The sequence below is a fragment of the Sedimentitalea todarodis genome (assembly GCF_032595355.1).
GTDB classification, from domain to species: Bacteria; Pseudomonadota; Alphaproteobacteria; order Rhodobacterales; family Rhodobacteraceae; genus Sedimentitalea; species Sedimentitalea todarodis.
Genome location: NZ_JASMWN010000010.1, coordinates 69,636 through 87,605, shown reverse-complemented (window position 1 = coordinate 87,605; position 17,970 = coordinate 69,636). Strand labels below are relative to the sequence as shown.

The following is a 17,970-nucleotide window of genomic DNA, read 5'->3' as shown; positions in this document are numbered from 1 at the left end:
GACCGGGACAATGCCGATCATCAGATTGAACGCAAAGGGTGAGACGTGCGAGTTGCACGATTCTGCACAACCACCGGCAAGCGTACTGAGCCGGATGGCCAAAGGGGCCGGACCAGTGATCGTGATGATCCACGGGTTCAGTTATGAGCCTGGCGGTCCCCGCCATTGCCCCCACCAGAAAATCCTGAGCCTTGATCCACCTCCCCATCCCCGGGCTGCGCCCAGCTGGCCACGTGGATTGGGTTTGGGCGCTGGAAACCCCGACGAGGGCCTGGGGCTGGCCTTTGGCTGGTTCGCACGCGGGTCGATCTGGGGGGCGCGGCGTCGCGCCGCTGCTGCCGGGCGCGCGCTCGCCAAATCACTGAGGATAATAAGGCAACGCGCGCCGCGGAGACGGATTCATATCGTGGCACATTCGATGGGGATCGAAGTTGCCGCAGAGGCGCTGCATCATCTGCCCGGCGGCGCGGTGGATCGGATCATCTCGATGACAGGGGCCTGCTACCAGTCACGCATGCTCGACGCCCTGCAAACAGAGGCCGGACGCAGCACCCACTTTATCAACGTCACCAGCCGCGAGAACGATTTCTATGATTGCATATACGAACGGCTGATCGCGCCACCCAAGCGCGCGGACCGGACGCTGGGTCAGGGATTGGACGTTTCAAATGCGGTGACGCTACAGCTGGATTGCCCTGCCACATTGGAGCATCTGTCGCGTCTCGGAGCCGAAATCGCGCCGCCAGAGCGGCGTATCTGTCACTGGTCCAGCTACCTGCGGCCCGGTGTCCTGAGGTTTTATTCAGACCTTCTGCGCCGCCCCGATATCATGACGCTCGGTCGATTGCGCGTCGGATTGCCTGCGCAGCCTGCCCGGCGATGGTCGCGGATCTGCCCACGTCCAGGGTTGCCGCAACCTATCGTGCTTACCCAAAAGCCCACCTGATCACCTCGCAGAGCGCCGTCGCGTCAGTGTATTGTTGAGTTTTTTTGGTCCGATGTCGGGGGCCAACCGGCCGATCAAGCGCGCGCGTCAGGGTCGGATTTGTCGTCGGGATCGATCATGTATTTCTGCAGGGCGAGAATCTGCCACCAGAGAAACCCGAAGAGCGCGGCGGGAAAGGCAAAGGTTTCGATCTTGACCCATGCCGCATCCGACATGGTCCGCCAGACCAGTTCGTTGCCGATTGCCAGCACGATGAAGACAATGAACAGGCGACGGGTCAGGATCATCCAGCCCTCGTTCCGCATCGGGATCAATTCGCCCATCACGAAGGCAAGATAGGATTTCCCCTGCAAGAGCCCGATCCCAAGAAGCGTCGAGAAGCAGAGGTAGACGATCGTGGTTTTCATCTTGAAGAACCGTTCGTCGTTGAACCACGCCGTGAGGCCACCGAAGAAGATCACCATGATGGCGGTGAAAATCTGCATCCGGCTGAGATGACCGGTCAGACGCCACAGGATCGCCATCGACACCAGAAGGATCGGCACAAAGACCACCGCAGCAACGATGAAGCCCGAGTATTCGGTGCCATTATACACAAAGGTGTAGTCCTGGATGCGCAGGTACAGCAGGAAAAAGGCGATCGTCGGCCCCAACTCCAACACCTGCTTGAGGATCATGTTGATCTCTTTTGGTTTCTGCTTGGCCATATCCGCTCCTATCCGCTCATCTCAACTATCACCGCCCCCGCCGCGATCAAGGTCATAAGTGCGATCCGACGCGGCCCCACGGTCTCTTTCAGCACCAGCCAGCCAATCAAAGCCGCGAACACGGTGGAGGTTTCGCGCAACACCGCCGCTTCGCCCACCTTGTCCAGCCGCGTGGCCAGCATGATCCCCCCGAAACTGGCAAAAGCCACAAGGCCTCCGAGCACGCCTCGCGCCATCAGCGGCGGCAAGGCGGGGCGGTCGGTCATCGCCCGCCAGCGCATCGCCGCATAGATCGGCATGACGATGCCGTCGATCATGAAGAACCACGCCAGAAAGGTGAACGGATCGGCTGCAGAGCGAATGCCATAGGCGTCATAGGTGGTGTAGAGCGCGACAAACAGACCTGTTACAACCGCCAGAGCCAGTGCCACCTGCAGCGTCTCGCGCTGGCTGTCCAGATAGCGCAGGTTATAGGCGGCAAGTCCGAAGATACCCGACAGCAGCACCGCGACTCCGCCCCACTGTGCCGTGGTGAAAACCTCGCCAAAGATCAGATAGGCACCAACGACGGCAAAGAGTGATCCTGTGCCACGGACCACCGGGTAGACGACCGTATAGGAACCTTTGGAATAGGCCAGCGCCTGCAGCACCTTGTAGGCGACATGAATGACCCAGGCACCCGCGAAGATCGGCCACATATGCGATCCCGGCCACGGCACCACGAACAGGGCAAAAGGTGCAGCCATCAACCCGTAGGAGGCATCAATTGCCCCACGGGACAGCCAGGGATCATGCCGCCCCTTCTGCAACGCCCCAAAGACCGCGTGCAGAAACGCCGCCAACAGTGCCAACCACAGCGCCAGACTGTGCCCGGCGGCGGTGCCTTCCAGCGATATCAACCAAGCGCTCATGGCTGGGCGAAGTCTCCGGGGAACACTATCCTTGCAGCCGGGTTGGACCAATGCCCCGAACGCAAAGGCTCACTGATGATCGACGCGTTTCTCGGTGAGTTCAACGAAACGTTCACTACGGTTCGCCCCGAGGTGGTCATGGTGCTGCCTCCGCTGCGGCAGTTGGAACATTTCATCGCGCTCAAACGTAAGTAGCGCAGTTGCGCCTCCCTCAAGCCGCCGTGTCCACACCGGTCAGCGCGGCGGCGAAATCCTCGGGATCAAAGGGCGCGAGATCGTCGAGCTGCTCGCCGACGCCGATGGCATGGATTGGCAGCCCGAACTTGTCCGCCAGCGCCACCAGAACACCGCCCTTGGCGGTCCCGTCGAGCTTGGTCATGACCAGCCCCGACACATCGGAAATCTTGCGGAAGGTCTCGACCTGACTGAGCGCGTTCTGCCCGGTCGTTGCGTCGAGAACCAACAGGGTGTTGTGCGGCGCATCTGGATCTTTCTTGCGGATCACCCGGACGATCTTGGCGAGTTCCTCCATCAGGTCGGCACGGTTCTGCAAGCGCCCGGCAGTGTCGATCATCAAGAGATCGGCCCCGTCCTCCTGCGCCTTGGTCATCGCGTCATATGCAAGGCTGGCCGGATCCGATCCTTCGGGTGCGGTCAGCACCGGCACCCCGGCGCGGTCGCCCCAGACCTGCAATTGCTCGACGGCAGCGGCGCGAAAGGTATCTCCGGCGGCGATGACAACCGATTTCCCTGCGGCCTTGAACTGGCTGGCCAACTTGCCGATGGTCGTGGTCTTGCCCGATCCGTTCACACCGACCACCAGCACCACCTGCGGTCGCTTTGGATAGATCGGCAAGGGTCTGGCCACCGGCTCCATGATCCGGGCAATCTCGCTGGCCAGCAGTGATTTGATTTCGCCGGTTGAGAGCTTCTTGCCAAATCGGCCTTCGGCCATGTTGGCGGTCACGCGCAGGGCGGTATCCACGCCCATGTCGGCGCTGATCAACAGCTCTTCGAGCTGCTCCAGCATATCATCGTCAAGCGCCCTGCGAACCACCGTCTTTGCCGGTGAGCGACCCAACAGCCGGCCCAGCAATCCCGGCGAAGGCGAAGGCGCTTCCGGAGCGGGTTGCGGCGCTTCCAGGGGCGCGGGAGCGGGCATCGGATCTGACGGGATCGGCTGAGGCGTCGGCACAGGAGCTGGCGCTGGCGTCGGTTCAGGTTCGGGAACAGGTACCGGCTCAGGCACGGGCGTTGGGGCAGGTTGCGGGTCCGGGATTGGCTCAGGCACCACCTCGGGCTCGGGTTCCTCTAGCGGAGGAACGGGCGCGTCAGGCTCCGGTTGCGGCGGGGTTTCCGGTGGTGTCGGCAGCGGATCCGGATCGGGCGCGACGGGTTCCGCCTCGCCGCCATCCTCGACGATCGCATCAAGCCCCTCTTCGATCTTGGAAGAGGACTTGAACAGCTTGTCCTTGAGTTTCTTGAAAAACGCCATGCTGGTCTCCACGCGGGTCGCTTCCCCACCTAATGTGGTTTACGCTGGTTTGAAAGGGCGTCAGCCGTTCCCTTGGACCAAGACGAGGTAGAACCCCGCCTGCGCACCCCAGTAAAGCACCCAGATGACCCACGGCATGACGCGCAGGGCCGGATGACCCGCTGGCAGCAGGAACCGTTCTGTCGCAAGCGTCATGTCCGACAGAACAAAGGCAAGCGCGGCCACGAGAACCCAGGCCAACGGCCCGGATGACGGCAACGTCAATGCCGCCAGCCCCATGCCGAGAATGATCGGAATGTAGAGCAACACCGGCAAACGCAGGTTGCCCGCACGCGGCGCGAGAAGCACGGCCATCAGCCCACCAAGCCCTAGCAAGGACAGCACAGCAACGAGTGTCGGGGAATTCGGCAGCCGGGATAGCTCGCTCTCGGGCAAGCTTAGAAACAGGCTGATGTAACCCACATGACCGGCGGCAAAGGCCGCGACGCCAGCAGCAAACGGGCCATCGCCATCGCGGGACAGCAGCAGATCACCAAGGGCGCAGAGCCCAAGCGCGGTCGCGAGACCAAACTCGCCTGCAAGGCTGGCGGATACTGCCAACCCAGCCACGGACGCGGTCTTGACAAGCGACCGCACCAGACCCGCCGGACGCCGGGCCAGCGGCAGGTAGGTCAATGCGCAGAGCACGCAGAACTGAAAAAGCGGGGTCATCCGTCCGATCTAGACAAGTTCGCGCGGTACGTCATCCGGGATTTGACAGTTTCGGCACCTCGCGCGATGTTGGCGCCCGAACGCCACATCGCGGTTCAGAAGAGAAAGCGTCGTTGCCAGTCATGTTGCGGTTTGCATTGGCCAGTCTCAGCCCCATCGCTGTCCTCGGCGCGGCCTGTGTCTGGGGCGGTGCGTGGCCGCTCGCTGCGCTGTTCTACGTGACCGTGTTCGTGATGGTCATGGATCGGCTGCCGATCGCTCCCCTGCCCGCTTGTGACACCCACCAAGCGGCGCGGTTGGGGTTGGCGCTGAACATTGGGCTTGCCGTGTTGCACGTGCCGCTGCTCCTGCTTGGGGTCTGGGCGGTCGCCGCCGGGCCTGATTTTGGCGTCGGGCAACGTCTGATGCTGGGGCTGGCTCTCGGGCTCTATCTGGGACAGGTCGCCAATTCCAATGCGCACGAGTTGATCCACGCGGGTGGGAAATGGCCGCGACATTTGGGCAAGACCGTGTTCATCTCGCTGCTGTTTGGCCATCACGCCTCGGCCCACCCCAAGGTGCATCACCTGCATGTCGCCACCGATGACGATCCGAATTCGGCACGGGCAGGCGAAGGGTTCTATCACTTCTGGCCTCGCGCCTGGATCGGATCTTTCCGGGCCGGGCGTGCGGCGGAAAACGCTGCGCGTGCGCGCAAGATTCCCCCGCCCGGATTGCTGAGCCACCCATACATCGCCTATTGCGGCGGGGCCCTTGTGATGTTGGTCGCCGCATATGTGCTGGCCGGGGTGCGCGGGATTTGGGTTTTGCTCGCAATCGCGGGCTATGCACAGATGCAATTGCTGCTTGCCGATTATGTCCAGCACTACGGGCTGCGCCGTGGCGTCCGGCCTGACGGGCGGCGGAAACCGGCGGGACCGCAACATTCCTGGAACGCACCGCATTGGTATTCAGGCGCCATGATGCTGAACGCGCCCCGTCATTCCGACCACCATCAGCACCCCGCGCGCCACTTCGCGGCACTGGAACTGGATTCGGCGACGATGCCGATGTTGCCAAGGCCCATGCCCGTGATGGCGGCGCTGGCGCTGGTTCCACATCTCTGGCGGCGCATCATGGACCCACGTCTGGCAAGATGGCAGTCTGCCGCGCCCTTGGATTAACCTGCGCTGATCTGGCATTCTGTCGGGATGATGATACGCACCCTGATTCCCCTGTGCCTGATCGCCGCTCCGGTGGTCGCGCAAAACCCGATGAACGCCGACGCCTTTGATGCCTATACCCGGGGCAAGACCCTGTATTATGGCTATGAAGGCGAAGCCTACGGAGTTGAACGCTATCTCGACGGTCGCCGGGTGATCTGGTCGTTCCTTGACGGGCAATGCAAGGAAGGCATCTGGTACCAAGAGGGCGAGCAGATCTGCTTTGTCTACGAGGACCGTCTTGATGCGCAATGCTGGGCGTTTTCAGAAACCCCGCGCGGGCTGATCGCGCGCTTCGAGAACAGCCCCGATGAAACAGAACTTTACGAAGCGCAGGAAAACGACGCGGAAATGCTGTGTTATGGGCCGGAGATCGGCGTGTGATGGCCCGGTTTCCTGGTCGAATTGATATCTCACGTCAGAACAGGCTCCCCTGATCGGGCTTCTTCGGCGCCTTGGTGGCCTTGCGCGATGGCGCGTTGGAAACGGTGATCCGCCCGTCGGCGAATTGGATTTCGAGTGATGCGGACGTGGCGGCTGCCTCCCGCGTGGTCACCACCCGATCTTCCGCGCGCACGACGGCATAGCCTCGCTTCAGCGTGGATTCATAGCCCAAGGTGGCCAACAGGCGATCCATGGCATCGACCTTGCTTTGCAGACGTGAGGTGCGTGTCGTGGCCGCTATCGACAGTCGGCGTATGAGCGTCTGATACCCAACAGCCTTCTGATCGAGCCGCGCCACAAGGTGACTTGGGCGGAGCCGGTCCGAGATCGTGCGGAGCGTGTCCGCTCGCCGCCGTATGGCGCGGGCCTGCGCCTGCGGCAGGGCCAGCGCCCGCGCATCAAAATCAGCCCGGTGATTGCGCAGCATGCGTTCCAGCGCCGAAGGACGCAGGCTGCCCGACAGGTCGGCGAGCCGGATGCGCCGGGTCTGGACCGAGCGGATCAGCGCCGAATCGAGCCGGTCACCGACCTGGTCCAACCGCTGGCGGGGCGAATCCAAGAGCCCGTCAGGGCGCGGCAGCGCGCGGGCGACATCGGCCAGACGCTGCCGTCGGCGCGTAATTCCCTGGCTGACGGCGCGGCTGAGGCGTGCCCCCTGACCTTCCATATGTGCCATGAGGTCGAGCCGCACCGGCACCGCTAGTTCCGCCGCCGCCGTGGGCGTTGGCGCACGTTGATCAGAGACGAAGTCGATCAGTGTGGTGTCGGTTTCATGACCCACCGCCGAGATCAGCGGAATCTCTGACGCCGCCGCTGCGCGGGCCACGATTTCCTCGTTGAACCCCCAAAGGTCCTCGACCGAGCCACCGCCGCGCGCCACGATCAGAAGATCGGGGCGCGGTATCGCACCGCCCGGCGTCAGACCATTGAATCCTTCGATGGCGCGAGCCACTTCCGGCGCGCAGGCGGCCCCCTGCACGGCCACAGGCCAGATCAGCACCTTGCGCGGGAACCGGTCACGCAACCGATGAAGAATGTCGCGAATCACAGCCCCGGAAGGCGAGGTGACGACCCCGATGACGTCAGGCAGATAAGGCAGGCCTCGCTTGCGCGCCGGATCAAACAGCCCCTCGGCGGCCAGTTGCTTCTTGCGCTTTTCCAACAGCGCCATCAACGCGCCCTGCCCGGCAACCGCCACGTCATCGACGTTGAGGTTGTATTTGGATTGCCCCCCAAACGCGGTCATGCGCCCGGTAACGACCACTTCCAACCCTTCTTCCGGCACCACCGACAGGCCAGCGATCTGCCCTTTCCAGGTGGTGCAGGCCAGGACGGACCGGTCATCCTTGACGTCGAAATAGAGATGGCCGGACCGCGCCTTGAACACCCGCCCGACTTCGCCCTTGACGCGGATGCGCCCGAACTCGCCCTCAAGCGTGCGTTTGACGGCGCCCGAGAGTTCGGTGACCGAGTATTCGGGCAGGTTCTGGCCCGGAAGCGGGTCGTCTATCAGATCGGACATGAGGGTGCCTTGTTTCGCCTGTGCGCGCAGCTTAGAACGCGGGCGCAACAAGGCCAAGCAGATCGGAGCGCATTTTCATGAACATCCTCATTCTCGGCAGCGGCGGGCGCGAACACAGCCTGGCATGGGCGGTGATGCAGAACCCGAAATGCGACAAGCTGATCGTGGCACCGGGCAATGCCGGGATCGCGCAGATCGCCAGTTGTGCGGCGCTGGATATCGAGGATGGCGGCGCAGTCGTGACCTTTGCCGAGGAAAACGCCATCGACTTTGTGATCGTCGGCCCCGAGGCCCCACTGGCCGCCGGCGTCGCCGACCGGCTGCGCGAAGGCGGATTTCTGGTGTTTGGGCCGTCGGCGGCGGCGGCGCGCCTCGAAGCCTCCAAGAGTTTCACCAAGGAGATCTGCGACGCGGCCAACGCACCGACGGCGGCCTATGGACATTTCTCCGATGCCGAGGCCGCCAAGGCCTATGTCCGCGCACAGGGCGCGCCGATCGTGGTCAAGGCCGACGGTCTTGCGGCGGGCAAGGGGGTGATCGTCGCGATGGACGAATCCGAAGCGCTGGCCGCGATCGATGACATGTTCGGCGGAGCGTTTGGAGGTGCCGGGGCGGAGGTGGTTGTCGAAGAATTCATGGAGGGCGAAGAGGCGTCCTTCTTTGTGCTGTGCGATGGCGAAACCGTGCTGCCGTTCGGCACCGCTCAGGATCACAAGCGGGTGGGCGAAGGCGATACCGGTCCCAATACCGGCGGCATGGGGGCCTACTCTCCGGCCCCGGTCATGACCGACGCAATCACCCAAAAGGCACTGGCACAGATCGTGCGCCCTACGATGGCCGAGATGGCACGACGCGAGATGCCCTATCAGGGCGTGCTCTATGTCGGGTTGATGATCAAGGACGACCAGCCACGCCTCGTCGAATACAACGTGCGCTTTGGCGATCCGGAATGCCAGGTTCTGATGATGCGACTGGGGGCACAGGCGATGGATCTGATGCATGCCGCCGCCGAAGGTCGGCTGGACAAGGCGCAGGTGCACTGGGCCGATGATCACGCGATGACGGTGGTCATGGCGGCCAAAGGGTATCCCGGCAGCTATCAAAAGGGCGATGTGATTGGCGGGCTCGACGGTATGCCCGAGTCCAGTTCCCAGATGTGCTTTCACGCCGGCACGTCCGAACGCGACGGCAAGATCACCGCAATCGGGGGCCGAGTGCTGAACCTCACCGCGCGCGGCAGCACTTTGGCCCAGGCACGGGACAGGGCCTATGCGATGACCGATAGCATCGACTGGCCCCGGGGGTTCTGCCGTCGGGACATCGGGTGGCGGGCGCTGTAGGGCCCCGCCGGGTTAACGATCTTCCGGTGTTTCTGGCGTCTGGACAATGATCATGTTGACCGGCTCTCCGTCCTCGGCGGATGATTCGTGTCCTTCGCCAGTTGTGTCCTTCATCCAGAACAGGTCACCCGCGCGAAAGTCGCGAACCTCACCAGACCCCGCGTGAACCCGGAAACAACCGGACAGGATCGCGGCGATCTGACAATGCGGCGAACGGTGGCGCACCCCCCGCCAGCCTGCGGGCAATGTCAGGAACACAAAGCTTGAGGCCGCGACGGCATCGGAAATCATCAGCGGCGCCGCAGGCGGAACAAAGTCCTGCACTGGAAGGTCCATGTCACGATCTTCAAAACGTGACACGCCGGACTCGTCTTCCCAGAGAACCGCATATTTCACGATCGTTCCCCCCCAATCGGTTTCGTACCGGCCAGCAAGTCCGGATTGTCAATCCTAGCGGGTTCGGTGGTGCAACCGCAACACCCGCAAGAAAATGCCCAAGCTGGCAAGGCGCGGCGAGCGAAGCGTTTCCACGGGCGGGCGGGTTTACGCCGCGCCCGTTCCGGTCTCAGATCTGTTTTTCGGGCATCTGGACGATCAGACCATCCAGCGCATCGGTGACCTTGATCTGGCATGTCAGCCGCGAACGTTCGCCATCCGGTTCATAGGCAAAGTCGAGCATGTCTTCTTCCATGTCGTCCTTGGCGGGCAACTTCTCGACCCAGGCCTTGTCCACATAGACGTGGCAGGTAGAGCAGGCACAGGCCCCGCCGCAATCGGCTTCGATGCCCGGAATATTGTTGTCGCGCGCACCTTCCATCACGGTCAGCCCGGTGGCGACCTCGACCACATGCTCTTTGCCGCCATGCTCGATATACGTGATTTTTGCCATGTCTTCCGGCTCCTCTGCGTGTCTCGGAGTTCTCTTTAGTCAAGCAAACTGGGGCACGCCAGCCGAATCTGCCCGTGCCGGAGGCTCGTTGAGAGGGAAATGTCCGAATTTCCGGTTTTTTCTGTTCCGGTCACCCCTGCACCCATGGTCCCTGCTGCATAGCGAAATGACGGATTACACCGGTTTCAAACCAGATGATCGCTTTTCCCGCTTTTGCCGGGGTCATGAAATTTGCTAGTCTGCAGCCGGAGAGAGCAAAAGGGGACACATGCATGGCAACGCAAGGCCTGCCAGAAATCGGATTCCTGTCAGATGTTTCGGCCGGGCTGAAAGAGATGCTGTCCCAGCAGGCGACAGAAATCAACCTGTCGCCGGGCGATACGCTCTTCGAACAGGGCGATGAAGGCGATGCGCTATATGCGATCATCAAGGGTGCCGTGGAGTTCAGCGTGCTCGCGCTGGACGGGCGCAAGTTGACGCTCGAAATGATGCGACGCGGCGAATTGTTCGGCGAAATCACCCTGTTTGATCCCGGTGCTCGCACCGCAACCGCTACTGCGGTCGAGGAAACACTTCTCTTTCGCGTGCGACATGCCGATGTGCTCAAGCAAATCCGCAGACAGCCCGAACTGGCTGTCGACATGATCCACCTCGCGGGTCAGCGTATGCGGTGGATGGGACGCCAATTGAATGAGCAGGTCTTTCTGCCCTTGCCGACGCGACTGGCCCGCAAGATCCTGCATCTGGCGCCCGAGGCCGCCCTCTCCCCCTGCAAGCTGGATCTGTCGCAGGCGGAATTGGCGGAATTTGTGGGGGCCACACGCGAGGCGGTTTCCAAGATCCTGTCAATCTGGAAACGCGACGGGGTCATTCAGGGCGCGCGCGGTGGCTTGGTGATCCAGGACTGGGAAGGCCTCTCGCGGCTGGCAAAACCCGACCAGATCTGATCCGGGTGCCAGGCGTTCCGACCAACACGGAATCAATTTCGGACAATATGTGCCTTTCCGCCCCGTTGTGTGTGCTGGTTCACATACGTCGCGGCGATTCTCAGGCAAACAGGGAGTACGAAAACCGCAACGCCTCTGGCACAGTTAAAGATGAAAGGAGCCACCATGACACGCCGTCCCGTATCGCTCCGAAATCGTGCCTGTTCCCCGGTCCCAAGACAACGTGTATCCCTGCTGGGACTATTGATTAGTTTTTTTGTTTCTCTCGATAAACAGTTCCAACGTGTCCAGAATCGTTTGCATCCCCCGGGCAGGTGGCCCTAGCCATCTGACCCCCAGTTTCCAGGGCCGGCCATTTTCCCTGTGTGCTCCTCCCTCGCCGGTCCCAGGAAAAAGAGCCATGCGTTCACACGCATGGCTCTTTGCCGTTTCAAGGTATCGTCCCGGCTTGCGGCGCGGCGCTCTCAGTCCTCGATGTTCAGCGCGACGAACCGTGGGTCTCCACCACGACGCACCAGCAACAACAGAGATTTGCGACCGGCCTCGCGCGCGGCCGTGATCTGTTCATCCATCTGCTCGACGGACGTGACCTTCTGCTGACCGACCTCGGTGATGAGATCACCCGCACGCAGACCTTTCTCAAAGGCCTCCGACGTCTCTTCGATATCCATCACAACCAGTCCGGTCAGTCCATCGTCGACTCCGAGTTCCTCGCGCAGCTTGGGCGTGAGGACGGTGATGGTCATGCCCAGAACTTCTTCCTCCTGCATCTCGCTGTCCGGCTTGGTGACGGCGGCGGGCACTGCGCCCTCGGCTTCTTCGCGGCGACCCAGCGTGACCAGGATGGTCTTGGTGGCCCCGTCACGGAAAACGACGACGCGCACGGCCTTGCCGACCGTGGTGTTGCCGACCTTTTTCACGAGACTGCGAGTGTCGGTGACTTCGGTTCCGTCAAAGTTGACGATCACATCGCCCGACAGCAAACCGGCCTCCTTCGAGGGACCTTCCGGAACGTCAGTGATCAGGGCACCCGCCACCACTTCCAGCCCCATGGCCTCGGCGATTTCCTCGGTCACATCCTGAATGCGCACACCCAGCCAACCACGACGGGTTTCGCCAAATTCCTTGAGCTGATCAACCACTCGGGTCACCACGTTGGACGCCATGGAAAATCCGATGCCGATAGAGCCGCCGTTGGGCGACAGGATCGCGGTGTTCACACCGACGACTTCGCCGTCCATGTTGAACAACGGGCCACCCGAGTTGCCCCGGTTGATCGCCGCGTCGGTCTGAATGTAATCGTCATAGGTGCCTGACAGCGCCCGATTGCGCGCCGAAACGATCCCGACCGAGACCGAGAACCCCTGCCCCAGCGGATTACCCATGGCCATGACCCAGTCACCGACCAGCGCATTGTCGCTGTCGCCAAAGCTGACAAAGGACAATGGCTCATCCGATTCGACCTTGAGCAGGGCAATATCGGTGTTCGGGTCGGTGCCGATCACCTTGGCGGGCAGTTCCTCTCCCGAGAAGAATTCGACCAGGATCTCGTCGGCCCCGTCGATCACGTGATTGTTGGTCACCACATACCCGTCTTCGGAAATCACGAAGCCCGATCCAAGCGCCGACGAACGGCGGGGGCGCTGCTCACCGTTGTTGTTTCGGTCCTGGAATTCGCGAAAGAAGTCCTCGAAAGGCGAGCCCTCGGGCACGATTCCCTGCGGTCCCGTCCGGCCTTCGACCACGGTGGATGTCGTGATGTTGACAACCGCCGGACTGATCTTCTCGGCAAGCGGAGCCAGGCTTTCCGGTTTGGCCTGAGCTGCGAGCGCCTGCATCAAAAAGAGACTCAGCGCCAGAAAACCAAGCCAAAACAAACGCATCTTGGCCCGCTGAGGGTGATTGTCTGCTGCTGAAATTGCAATTGCCTGTGGCATCACTGTGCCATCTCCTCTTTATTTTCCCTGTACCGGCCCAATACACGGCGCCGATCCTGCGTTCTTTGCACAATGTAGGGGCTTTGATGCGCACAGCAAAGGGTGTTGCCGATAATCAAGTGGATTTGAAGGACGTAGCGGCCAGTCGCGTGCACCAAACGCTTTCACAGCGCACCCAGCCAGTGTGCGCACCACAACAGGATCAAACCGCTGACAATGGCGAGAGCACCGATCTGTCTGCGCGCCGGTTCAGAGAGGCTGCGCAGCATTTCAAGCATTTGTTCTATGAGCGAAGGGGCAAGCACCCAGGCCAGCCCCTCGACAATCAAAACCAGTCCTATCGCCAATAGGGCGATGGCCATTAGTTCTGCACTCCGTCCTCGGCGTCTTCAACCTGGTCAACCTCGTAGTTGTTCACGTCGGTTTCGGCTTCTTCCTGCGCTTCACTCGCCGCCGTGCCAGCAGCCGCATCCGCTTCGGCGGCTTCAAGCGCCGCGCCTTCAGCTGCATCGACCTGAGCTTGGGGCAGTGGCGCAGGGGGCGTCACCGCGCGACCGCCGCTCGGCGATCTCAGGTAGTTGAAGAACTCGGAATCCGGATTCATCACCATGGACGAATTGCTGCCTTTGAGTGCCCGCTGATAGGAGGTGAGAGACCGGTAGAATTCAAAGAATTCGGGATCCTTGCCAAAGGCTTCGGCAAAAATGTTGTTGCGCAACGCATCGGCTTCACCGCGAATGATCTCGGCTTCCCGCTGGGCCTCGGATACCAGTTCAACCACTGTCCGGTCGGCTAGGGCACGCACCCGCTGAGCGGCCTCGTGCCCACGGGCACGTTCGTCGGTCGCTTCGCGTTCGCGCTCGGCACGCATCCGTTCGAAAGTGGCCTCAAGGTTCTGCTTGGGCAGATCGGTGGCTTTAAGGCGCACGTCGATGATTTCGAGGCCCAGCCCTCGGGCTTCGAAAATGGCGCTGTTGCGGATTCGCAGCATCAAGGCCGCCCGGTCGGAACTGAGGATGTCCTTGGATGTTACCGACCCGAGAACTTCGCGGGTTTCAGCCCGAAGGATCGAATCGAGCCGGTTTTCCGCCGTGGCGACGCCACCCACACCCACGGCCTGACGGAACTGGGTGACGTCCGCGATCCGGAAACGCGCAAAGGCGTCAACCACCAGACGGCGATCATCCAGAGGCGTGACCTCCAAGGGTTCGACATCGCGCGACAGGATGCGGTCATCATACCGCACGACTTCCTGGATGAGCGGGATCTTGAAGGCCAGACCGGGGTCTTCCTTGACCGCAACAACCCGACCAAACTGCAGGACCAGTGCCTTTTCGCGCTCATCCACGATGAACAGCGCAGACATCAGACCCGCAACGACAATCACGATGATCGGCAGAAGAAACGTTGTTTTCCGCATCAGTTGGACTCCCCGGTGTTCCGGCGCAATTCATTCAACGGAAGGTAGGGTACGACACCGGACCCGCCCCCGCTTTCGTCCAGAATAATCTTGTCCAGACCACCCAGCACCTGTTCCATGGTTTCCAGATAGAGGCGCTTGCGCGTCACTTCCGGCGCTTTGAGATACTCTTGCAGAACTGCGGTGAACCGGCTGGCTTCACCCTCAGCTTCGTTCACCTGTTGCGCCCGATAGCCTTCGGCTTCTTCCTGCAACTGCGCCGCCTGACCACGGGCCTCGGCCAGTACCTTGTTGGCATAGGCATCAGCCACGTTTTGCAAACGGTCGCGTTCCTGGGCAGCGGCCTGCACGTCGCGGAAGGCGTCGATCACCTTTTCCGGCGGGTCGGCCTTGTCAAAGTTGACCCGGATGATGTTTACGCCACTGCCATAGCTGTCCAACGTGAACTGAATCAGGTCTTTCAGACGTTCGCCGATAACACCGCGATCCCGGTTCAGGATCGGGGCCAGCTCGGATTGTGCGATGATTTCACGCATAGCCGATTCCGACACCGCCTGGATGGTCTGGCGCGGATCAGCCAGATTGAAAAGGTATTGTGCCGGGTCGTTGATGTTCCAAACCACCTGATAATCGATGTCGACGACGTTTTCATCGCCGGTGAGCATCAGACCGTCTTGTGCGCCACGGGTGCCGCCCATGTCTTCGGTCTGTTCGCGGGTGACCGGGATCACCTCGGCCGTTACAAACGGCCAGGGCGCGAAGTTCAGGCCGGGATTGCCGATGCTGGAAAACTCGCCCAGAAACAATTCAACTGACTGTTCTTCGGGCTTGACGGTGTAAAAGCTCGCCATGCCCCAGGCAATCGCCCCGACGAGCGCGCCAAGTACGATGGTTCCACGGGTAAACAGAGGGCTACCGCCGCCACCGGATCCGCCGGTGCCGTTCGGGCCGCCGCCTTTATGGCCCGAGCCACCGCGTCCCCCCATCAGGACGCGCAGCTGCTCCTGGCCCTTCTTGACCAGCTCATCGATTTCCGGAAGCTGCGCCCCGTCGGAACCGGGTTTGCCGTCTCCGCCGCGCTTGCCGCCGCCGTTGCGACGATCATCATCGCCGCCGCCGCCGGATGAACCGCCACCCCCCCAGGGACCGCCACTGTTTCCCGCCATTTGTTGTGTTTCCCCTTGTCATACCGCGCCACAAGGCGCTGTCCTGATGCGTTCTAGATAGGTGTATGCCCTATCGGATTATTCAAGTCCGAAACAGTCAGGCTGACCGTATCGGTGTTTTCAACGTCACGATTTCTTCGCTCATCGTCGGGTGGACCGCAACCGTGCGATCAAAGTCTTCTTTGGTTGCGCCCATCTTGACCGCGATCCCGGCCAGTTGGATCATCTCGCCCGCGTTGGGCGCAACGATGTGACAGCCCAGCACCCTGCGATTGGTCTTGCTGACCACGAGCTTCATCATCACCCGGTCGGGTTTGTCGGCAAAGGCAGTCTGCATCGGCCGGAAGCTGGTGCAATAGACCTCGATCGGCTCTTGCTCTGCGGCGTCCTCTTCGCTCAGGCCGACGGTGCCGAACTCCGGCTGGGTAAAGATCGCGCTTGCGATCAACTCGTGATCGACAGGCGTCGCATTGCCCTTGAACACCGTCTCTACAAACGCCATGCCCTCGCGGATTGCAACCGGGGTCAGGTTGACCCGGTCCGTAACGTCGCCGATGGCATAGATCGATGGCACGGCGGTCTGGCTGTATTCGTCGACCATGATCTGGCCCTTGCGGCCCAGTTTCACGCCGATGTCTTCCAACCCCATGTTGCCGGTATTGGCAACGCGCCCCGTGGCAAACAGCACCGCATCAAACACGCGCTCGCTGCCATTGGTGGCCTTGACCCTGACCCGTTCGCCTGCCTTGCCGTCGGTTTCGGCGGGGCCCATCTCGATAATGTCGGTGCCAGTGTGCAGATCGACACCCTTTTCGCGCATCGACTCGGCCACCAACCCGCGCGCCTCTTCGTCAAAACCACGCAAGACCTGTGCCCCGCGATAGTATTGCGTAACGTCGACTCCCAGCCCGCGCATGATACAGGCGAATTCGCAAGCGATGTAACCACCCCCGATGATCAGCAAGGATTTCGGCAGCTCTGCCAGGTGAAAGATATCGTCAGACACGATCCCCAGATCGGCATTGGGCAAGTCGGGCCGGACCGGATGGCCGCCCGTCGCCACGAGAATATGCTTGGCGGTGAAGACCTCGCCTGTCGACAGGCTGACGGTATGCGCATCCCTGAGCGTCGCACGTGCATCGAACGTCGTGACACCCGCATTGGCCAGAAGCTTGCGATAGACGCCTTCGAGCCGGTCCAGTTCCGCATTCAGTTTTCCACGAAACGCCAGCCAGTCAAATGCGCCATCGCCGATGTCCCAGCCATAGGCACGCGCCTCTGCGGCCATCTCGCCGTAACCCGAGGCAAACACCATCAGTTTCTTTGGAACACAGCCGCGGATCACACAGGTGCCGCCATAGCGGTCATCCTCGGCCAGCGCGACCTTGGCCCCGGTCTCGGACGCGGCCACCCGTGCGGCGCGCACACCGCCAGAGCCGCCGCCAATCACAAAGAGATCAAAATCAAAACTCATCCGTGTGCGCCCTCAAACTTTTTGCATTCGTCTGTCCGGTTCTGATGCCCGCCACATCAGGTCGATTCCTTGCCGAGATGGTGCAGATCGACGCGACTGTCAGCATGCCCGACGATCACGAGATCACACATGTCGATGAACAGGCCATTTTCGACGACGCCGGGTATCTGGTTCAGCACCGTCGAAATCTGCCGTGCGTCGCCGATCCGTTGCAGGTGCAGGTCGATGATGTGGTTGCCTTCATCGGTCACGAATGGCGCATCCCCGTTCATGCGAAGGGCCGTCGTCCGTCCTCCGACATCCATCGCGACAAGCGCCTCTTCAATCAGCTTCTGCGTGCTCTTCAAGCCAAAGGGGATCACCTCGACCGGCAAGGGAAAGGCCCCCAGCGTTTCAACCTCTTTGGCGGCGTCCGCGATCACGATCATCCGGTCACTGGCCCTTGCAACAATCTTTTCCTGCAAATGCGCCCCGCCGCCGCCCTTGATCAGGGTCAGATCGCTGTCAAATTCGTCGGCACCGTCGATGGTCAGGTCCAGCCAACCCGCCTCGTCCAGCGTGATCACCTCGATGCCCACGTCGCGGGCCTGCGCTGCGGTCCGTGTCGATGTTGGAACGCCGCGAAACCTGAGACCGTCGGCGCGCACCCGTTCCCCAAGACGCTTTACCAGCCAGGCGGCTGTGCTGCCCGTGCCCAGGCCAACCCTCATCCCATCCTCGACATAGCCCGCAGCACGATTTGCTGCGACGGATTTGGCTTTGTCGGCAGGTGACAGTTCACCGGTCATGTGCAGTCTCCAGGTCAATTCCCGGCCTTATAGGCGAGTTGTCCAAGAGGGGCGAGGGGCGAAATGCAGGG

The 17,970-nt window shown here is 61.6% G+C and carries 18 protein-coding genes; 5 read left to right on the top strand and 13 right to left on the bottom strand.

Annotated features, from left to right (window positions below):
• Positions 1-10 precede the first annotated feature (10 nt).
• Complete coding sequence (locus tag QO231_RS13500; protein ID WP_316777184.1) at positions 11-946, top strand: alpha/beta hydrolase; 936 nt, start codon at positions 11-13, stop codon at positions 944-946.
• Positions 947-1,020: 74 nt separating this feature from the next.
• Here the strand turns inward: QO231_RS13500 and QO231_RS13495 are convergent, their stop codons facing one another.
• From QO231_RS13495 to QO231_RS13480, 4 genes are all read right to left on the bottom strand, one after another.
• Positions 1,021-1,653 carry an inner membrane-spanning protein YciB gene (locus tag QO231_RS13495; protein WP_316777182.1) on the bottom strand — a complete coding sequence of 211 codons (633 nt, stop codon included), beginning with the start codon at positions 1,651-1,653 and terminating at the stop codon, positions 1,021-1,023.
• Between the two features lie 8 nt (positions 1,654-1,661).
• Positions 1,662-2,564, bottom strand: coding sequence for an EamA family transporter (locus QO231_RS13490; protein ID WP_316777179.1), 903 nt, complete (start codon positions 2,562-2,564; stop codon positions 1,662-1,664).
• Positions 2,565-2,775: 211 nt separating this feature from the next.
• Positions 2,776-4,059, bottom strand: a complete 1,284-nt coding sequence (ftsY, locus tag QO231_RS13485; RefSeq protein WP_316777176.1) for a signal recognition particle-docking protein FtsY — start codon at positions 4,057-4,059, stop codon at positions 2,776-2,778.
• 60 nt (positions 4,060-4,119) lie between these two features.
• On the bottom strand, positions 4,120-4,770 hold the full coding sequence (locus QO231_RS13480) for a lysoplasmalogenase family protein (protein ID WP_316777171.1): 651 nt from the start codon (positions 4,768-4,770) through the stop codon (positions 4,120-4,122).
• Positions 4,771-4,892: 122 nt separating this feature from the next.
• Here QO231_RS13480 and QO231_RS13475 point away from each other — a divergent pair, with 122 nt between their 5' ends.
• Complete coding sequence (locus QO231_RS13475; protein WP_316777396.1) at positions 4,893-5,933, top strand: alkane 1-monooxygenase; 1,041 nt, start codon at positions 4,893-4,895, stop codon at positions 5,931-5,933.
• A gap of 27 nt (positions 5,934-5,960) precedes the next feature.
• Complete coding sequence (locus QO231_RS13470; RefSeq protein ID WP_394356601.1) at positions 5,961-6,356, top strand: hypothetical protein; 396 nt, start codon at positions 5,961-5,963, stop codon at positions 6,354-6,356.
• A gap of 34 nt (positions 6,357-6,390) precedes the next feature.
• Here QO231_RS13470 and xseA read toward each other — a convergent pair whose 3' ends face one another.
• Positions 6,391-7,938, bottom strand: a complete 1,548-nt coding sequence (xseA, locus tag QO231_RS13465; RefSeq protein WP_316777169.1) for an exodeoxyribonuclease VII large subunit — start codon at positions 7,936-7,938, stop codon at positions 6,391-6,393.
• 77 nt (positions 7,939-8,015) lie between these two features.
• On the opposite strand from xseA, the gene purD reads away from it, so the two are divergent.
• A complete protein-coding gene (gene purD, locus QO231_RS13460; RefSeq protein ID WP_316777167.1) occupies positions 8,016-9,278 on the top strand; it encodes a phosphoribosylamine--glycine ligase in 1,263 nt (420 codons plus the stop codon).
• 12 nt (positions 9,279-9,290) lie between these two features.
• On the opposite strand, the gene QO231_RS13455 is transcribed toward purD, so the two are convergent.
• Together QO231_RS13455 and QO231_RS13450 are read right to left on the bottom strand one after the other, a co-directional pair.
• The gene (locus QO231_RS13455) at positions 9,291-9,674 is read right to left on the bottom strand and encodes a cupin domain-containing protein (protein ID WP_316777164.1); all 384 of its coding nucleotides are present in this window, start codon (positions 9,672-9,674) and stop codon (positions 9,291-9,293) included.
• A 169-nt stretch (positions 9,675-9,843) separates the two neighbouring features.
• Positions 9,844-10,167 (bottom strand): 2Fe-2S iron-sulfur cluster-binding protein, encoded by a 324-nt coding sequence (locus QO231_RS13450; protein WP_316777162.1) that lies wholly within the window; start codon positions 10,165-10,167, stop codon positions 9,844-9,846.
• Between the two features lie 272 nt (positions 10,168-10,439).
• Between QO231_RS13450 and QO231_RS13445 the strand changes: the two genes are divergently transcribed.
• Positions 10,440-11,114, top strand: coding sequence for a Crp/Fnr family transcriptional regulator (locus tag QO231_RS13445; protein ID WP_316777159.1), 675 nt, complete (start codon positions 10,440-10,442; stop codon positions 11,112-11,114).
• Between the two features lie 464 nt (positions 11,115-11,578).
• Here the strand turns inward: QO231_RS13445 and QO231_RS13440 are convergent, their stop codons facing one another.
• The 6 genes from QO231_RS13440 to rpiA form a co-directional block, all read right to left on the bottom strand.
• Positions 11,579-13,051: a Do family serine endopeptidase gene (locus QO231_RS13440; protein ID WP_394356600.1), complete on the bottom strand. Its 1,473-nt coding sequence runs from the start codon at positions 13,049-13,051 to the stop codon at positions 11,579-11,581.
• A 164-nt stretch (positions 13,052-13,215) separates the two neighbouring features.
• Positions 13,216-13,413 (bottom strand): DUF2065 domain-containing protein, encoded by a 198-nt coding sequence (locus QO231_RS13435; protein ID WP_316777154.1) that lies wholly within the window; start codon positions 13,411-13,413, stop codon positions 13,216-13,218.
• Entirely contained in the window at positions 13,413-14,471 is a 1,059-nt protein-coding gene (hflC, locus tag QO231_RS13430) for a protease modulator HflC (protein WP_316777153.1), read from the bottom strand. The genes QO231_RS13435 and hflC overlap by 1 nt, the downstream gene beginning before the upstream one ends.
• Positions 14,471-15,637: an FtsH protease activity modulator HflK gene (gene hflK / locus QO231_RS13425; protein ID WP_316777150.1), complete on the bottom strand. Its 1,167-nt coding sequence runs from the start codon at positions 15,635-15,637 to the stop codon at positions 14,471-14,473. Before hflK ends, hflC begins: the two co-directional genes overlap by 1 nt.
• Positions 15,638-15,734: 97 nt before the next feature.
• Complete coding sequence (gene gorA / locus QO231_RS13420; protein WP_316777148.1) at positions 15,735-17,111, bottom strand: glutathione-disulfide reductase; 1,377 nt, start codon at positions 17,109-17,111, stop codon at positions 15,735-15,737.
• 56 nt (positions 17,112-17,167) lie between these two features.
• Entirely contained in the window at positions 17,168-17,899 is a 732-nt protein-coding gene (gene rpiA, locus QO231_RS13415) for a ribose-5-phosphate isomerase RpiA (protein ID WP_316777145.1), read from the bottom strand.
• Between the last annotated feature and the right edge of the window lie 71 nt (positions 17,900-17,970).

Coding starts and splice junctions, on each gene's coding strand:
- QO231_RS13500 (WP_316777184.1), top strand. CDS start 11: ATGCCGATCATCAGATTGAACGCAAAGGGTGAGACGTGCGAGTTGCAC.
- QO231_RS13495 (WP_316777182.1), bottom strand. CDS start 1,653: ATGGCCAAGCAGAAACCAAAAGAGATCAACATGATCCTCAAGCAGGTG.
- QO231_RS13490 (WP_316777179.1), bottom strand. CDS start 2,564: ATGAGCGCTTGGTTGATATCGCTGGAAGGCACCGCCGCCGGGCACAGT.
- ftsY (WP_316777176.1), bottom strand. CDS start 4,059: ATGGCGTTTTTCAAGAAACTCAAGGACAAGCTGTTCAAGTCCTCTTCC.
- QO231_RS13480 (WP_316777171.1), bottom strand. CDS start 4,770: ATGACCCCGCTTTTTCAGTTCTGCGTGCTCTGCGCATTGACCTACCTG.
- QO231_RS13475 (WP_316777396.1), top strand. CDS start 4,893: ATGTTGCGGTTTGCATTGGCCAGTCTCAGCCCCATCGCTGTCCTCGGC.
- QO231_RS13470 (WP_394356601.1), top strand. CDS start 5,961: ATGATGATACGCACCCTGATTCCCCTGTGCCTGATCGCCGCTCCGGTG.
- xseA (WP_316777169.1), bottom strand. CDS start 7,938: ATGTCCGATCTGATAGACGACCCGCTTCCGGGCCAGAACCTGCCCGAA.
- purD (WP_316777167.1), top strand. CDS start 8,016: ATGAACATCCTCATTCTCGGCAGCGGCGGGCGCGAACACAGCCTGGCA.
- QO231_RS13450 (WP_316777162.1), bottom strand. CDS start 10,167: ATGGCAAAAATCACGTATATCGAGCATGGCGGCAAAGAGCATGTGGTC.
- QO231_RS13445 (WP_316777159.1), top strand. CDS start 10,440: ATGGCAACGCAAGGCCTGCCAGAAATCGGATTCCTGTCAGATGTTTCG.
- QO231_RS13440 (WP_394356600.1), bottom strand. CDS start 13,051: ATGCCACAGGCAATTGCAATTTCAGCAGCAGACAATCACCCTCAGCGG.
- QO231_RS13435 (WP_316777154.1), bottom strand. CDS start 13,413: ATGGCCATCGCCCTATTGGCGATAGGACTGGTTTTGATTGTCGAGGGG.
- hflC (WP_316777153.1), bottom strand. CDS start 14,471: ATGCGGAAAACAACGTTTCTTCTGCCGATCATCGTGATTGTCGTTGCG.
- hflK (WP_316777150.1), bottom strand. CDS start 15,637: ATGGCGGGAAACAGTGGCGGTCCCTGGGGGGGTGGCGGTTCATCCGGC.
- gorA (WP_316777148.1), bottom strand. CDS start 17,111: ATGAGTTTTGATTTTGATCTCTTTGTGATTGGCGGCGGCTCTGGCGGT.
- rpiA (WP_316777145.1), bottom strand. CDS start 17,899: ATGACCGGTGAACTGTCACCTGCCGACAAAGCCAAATCCGTCGCAGCA.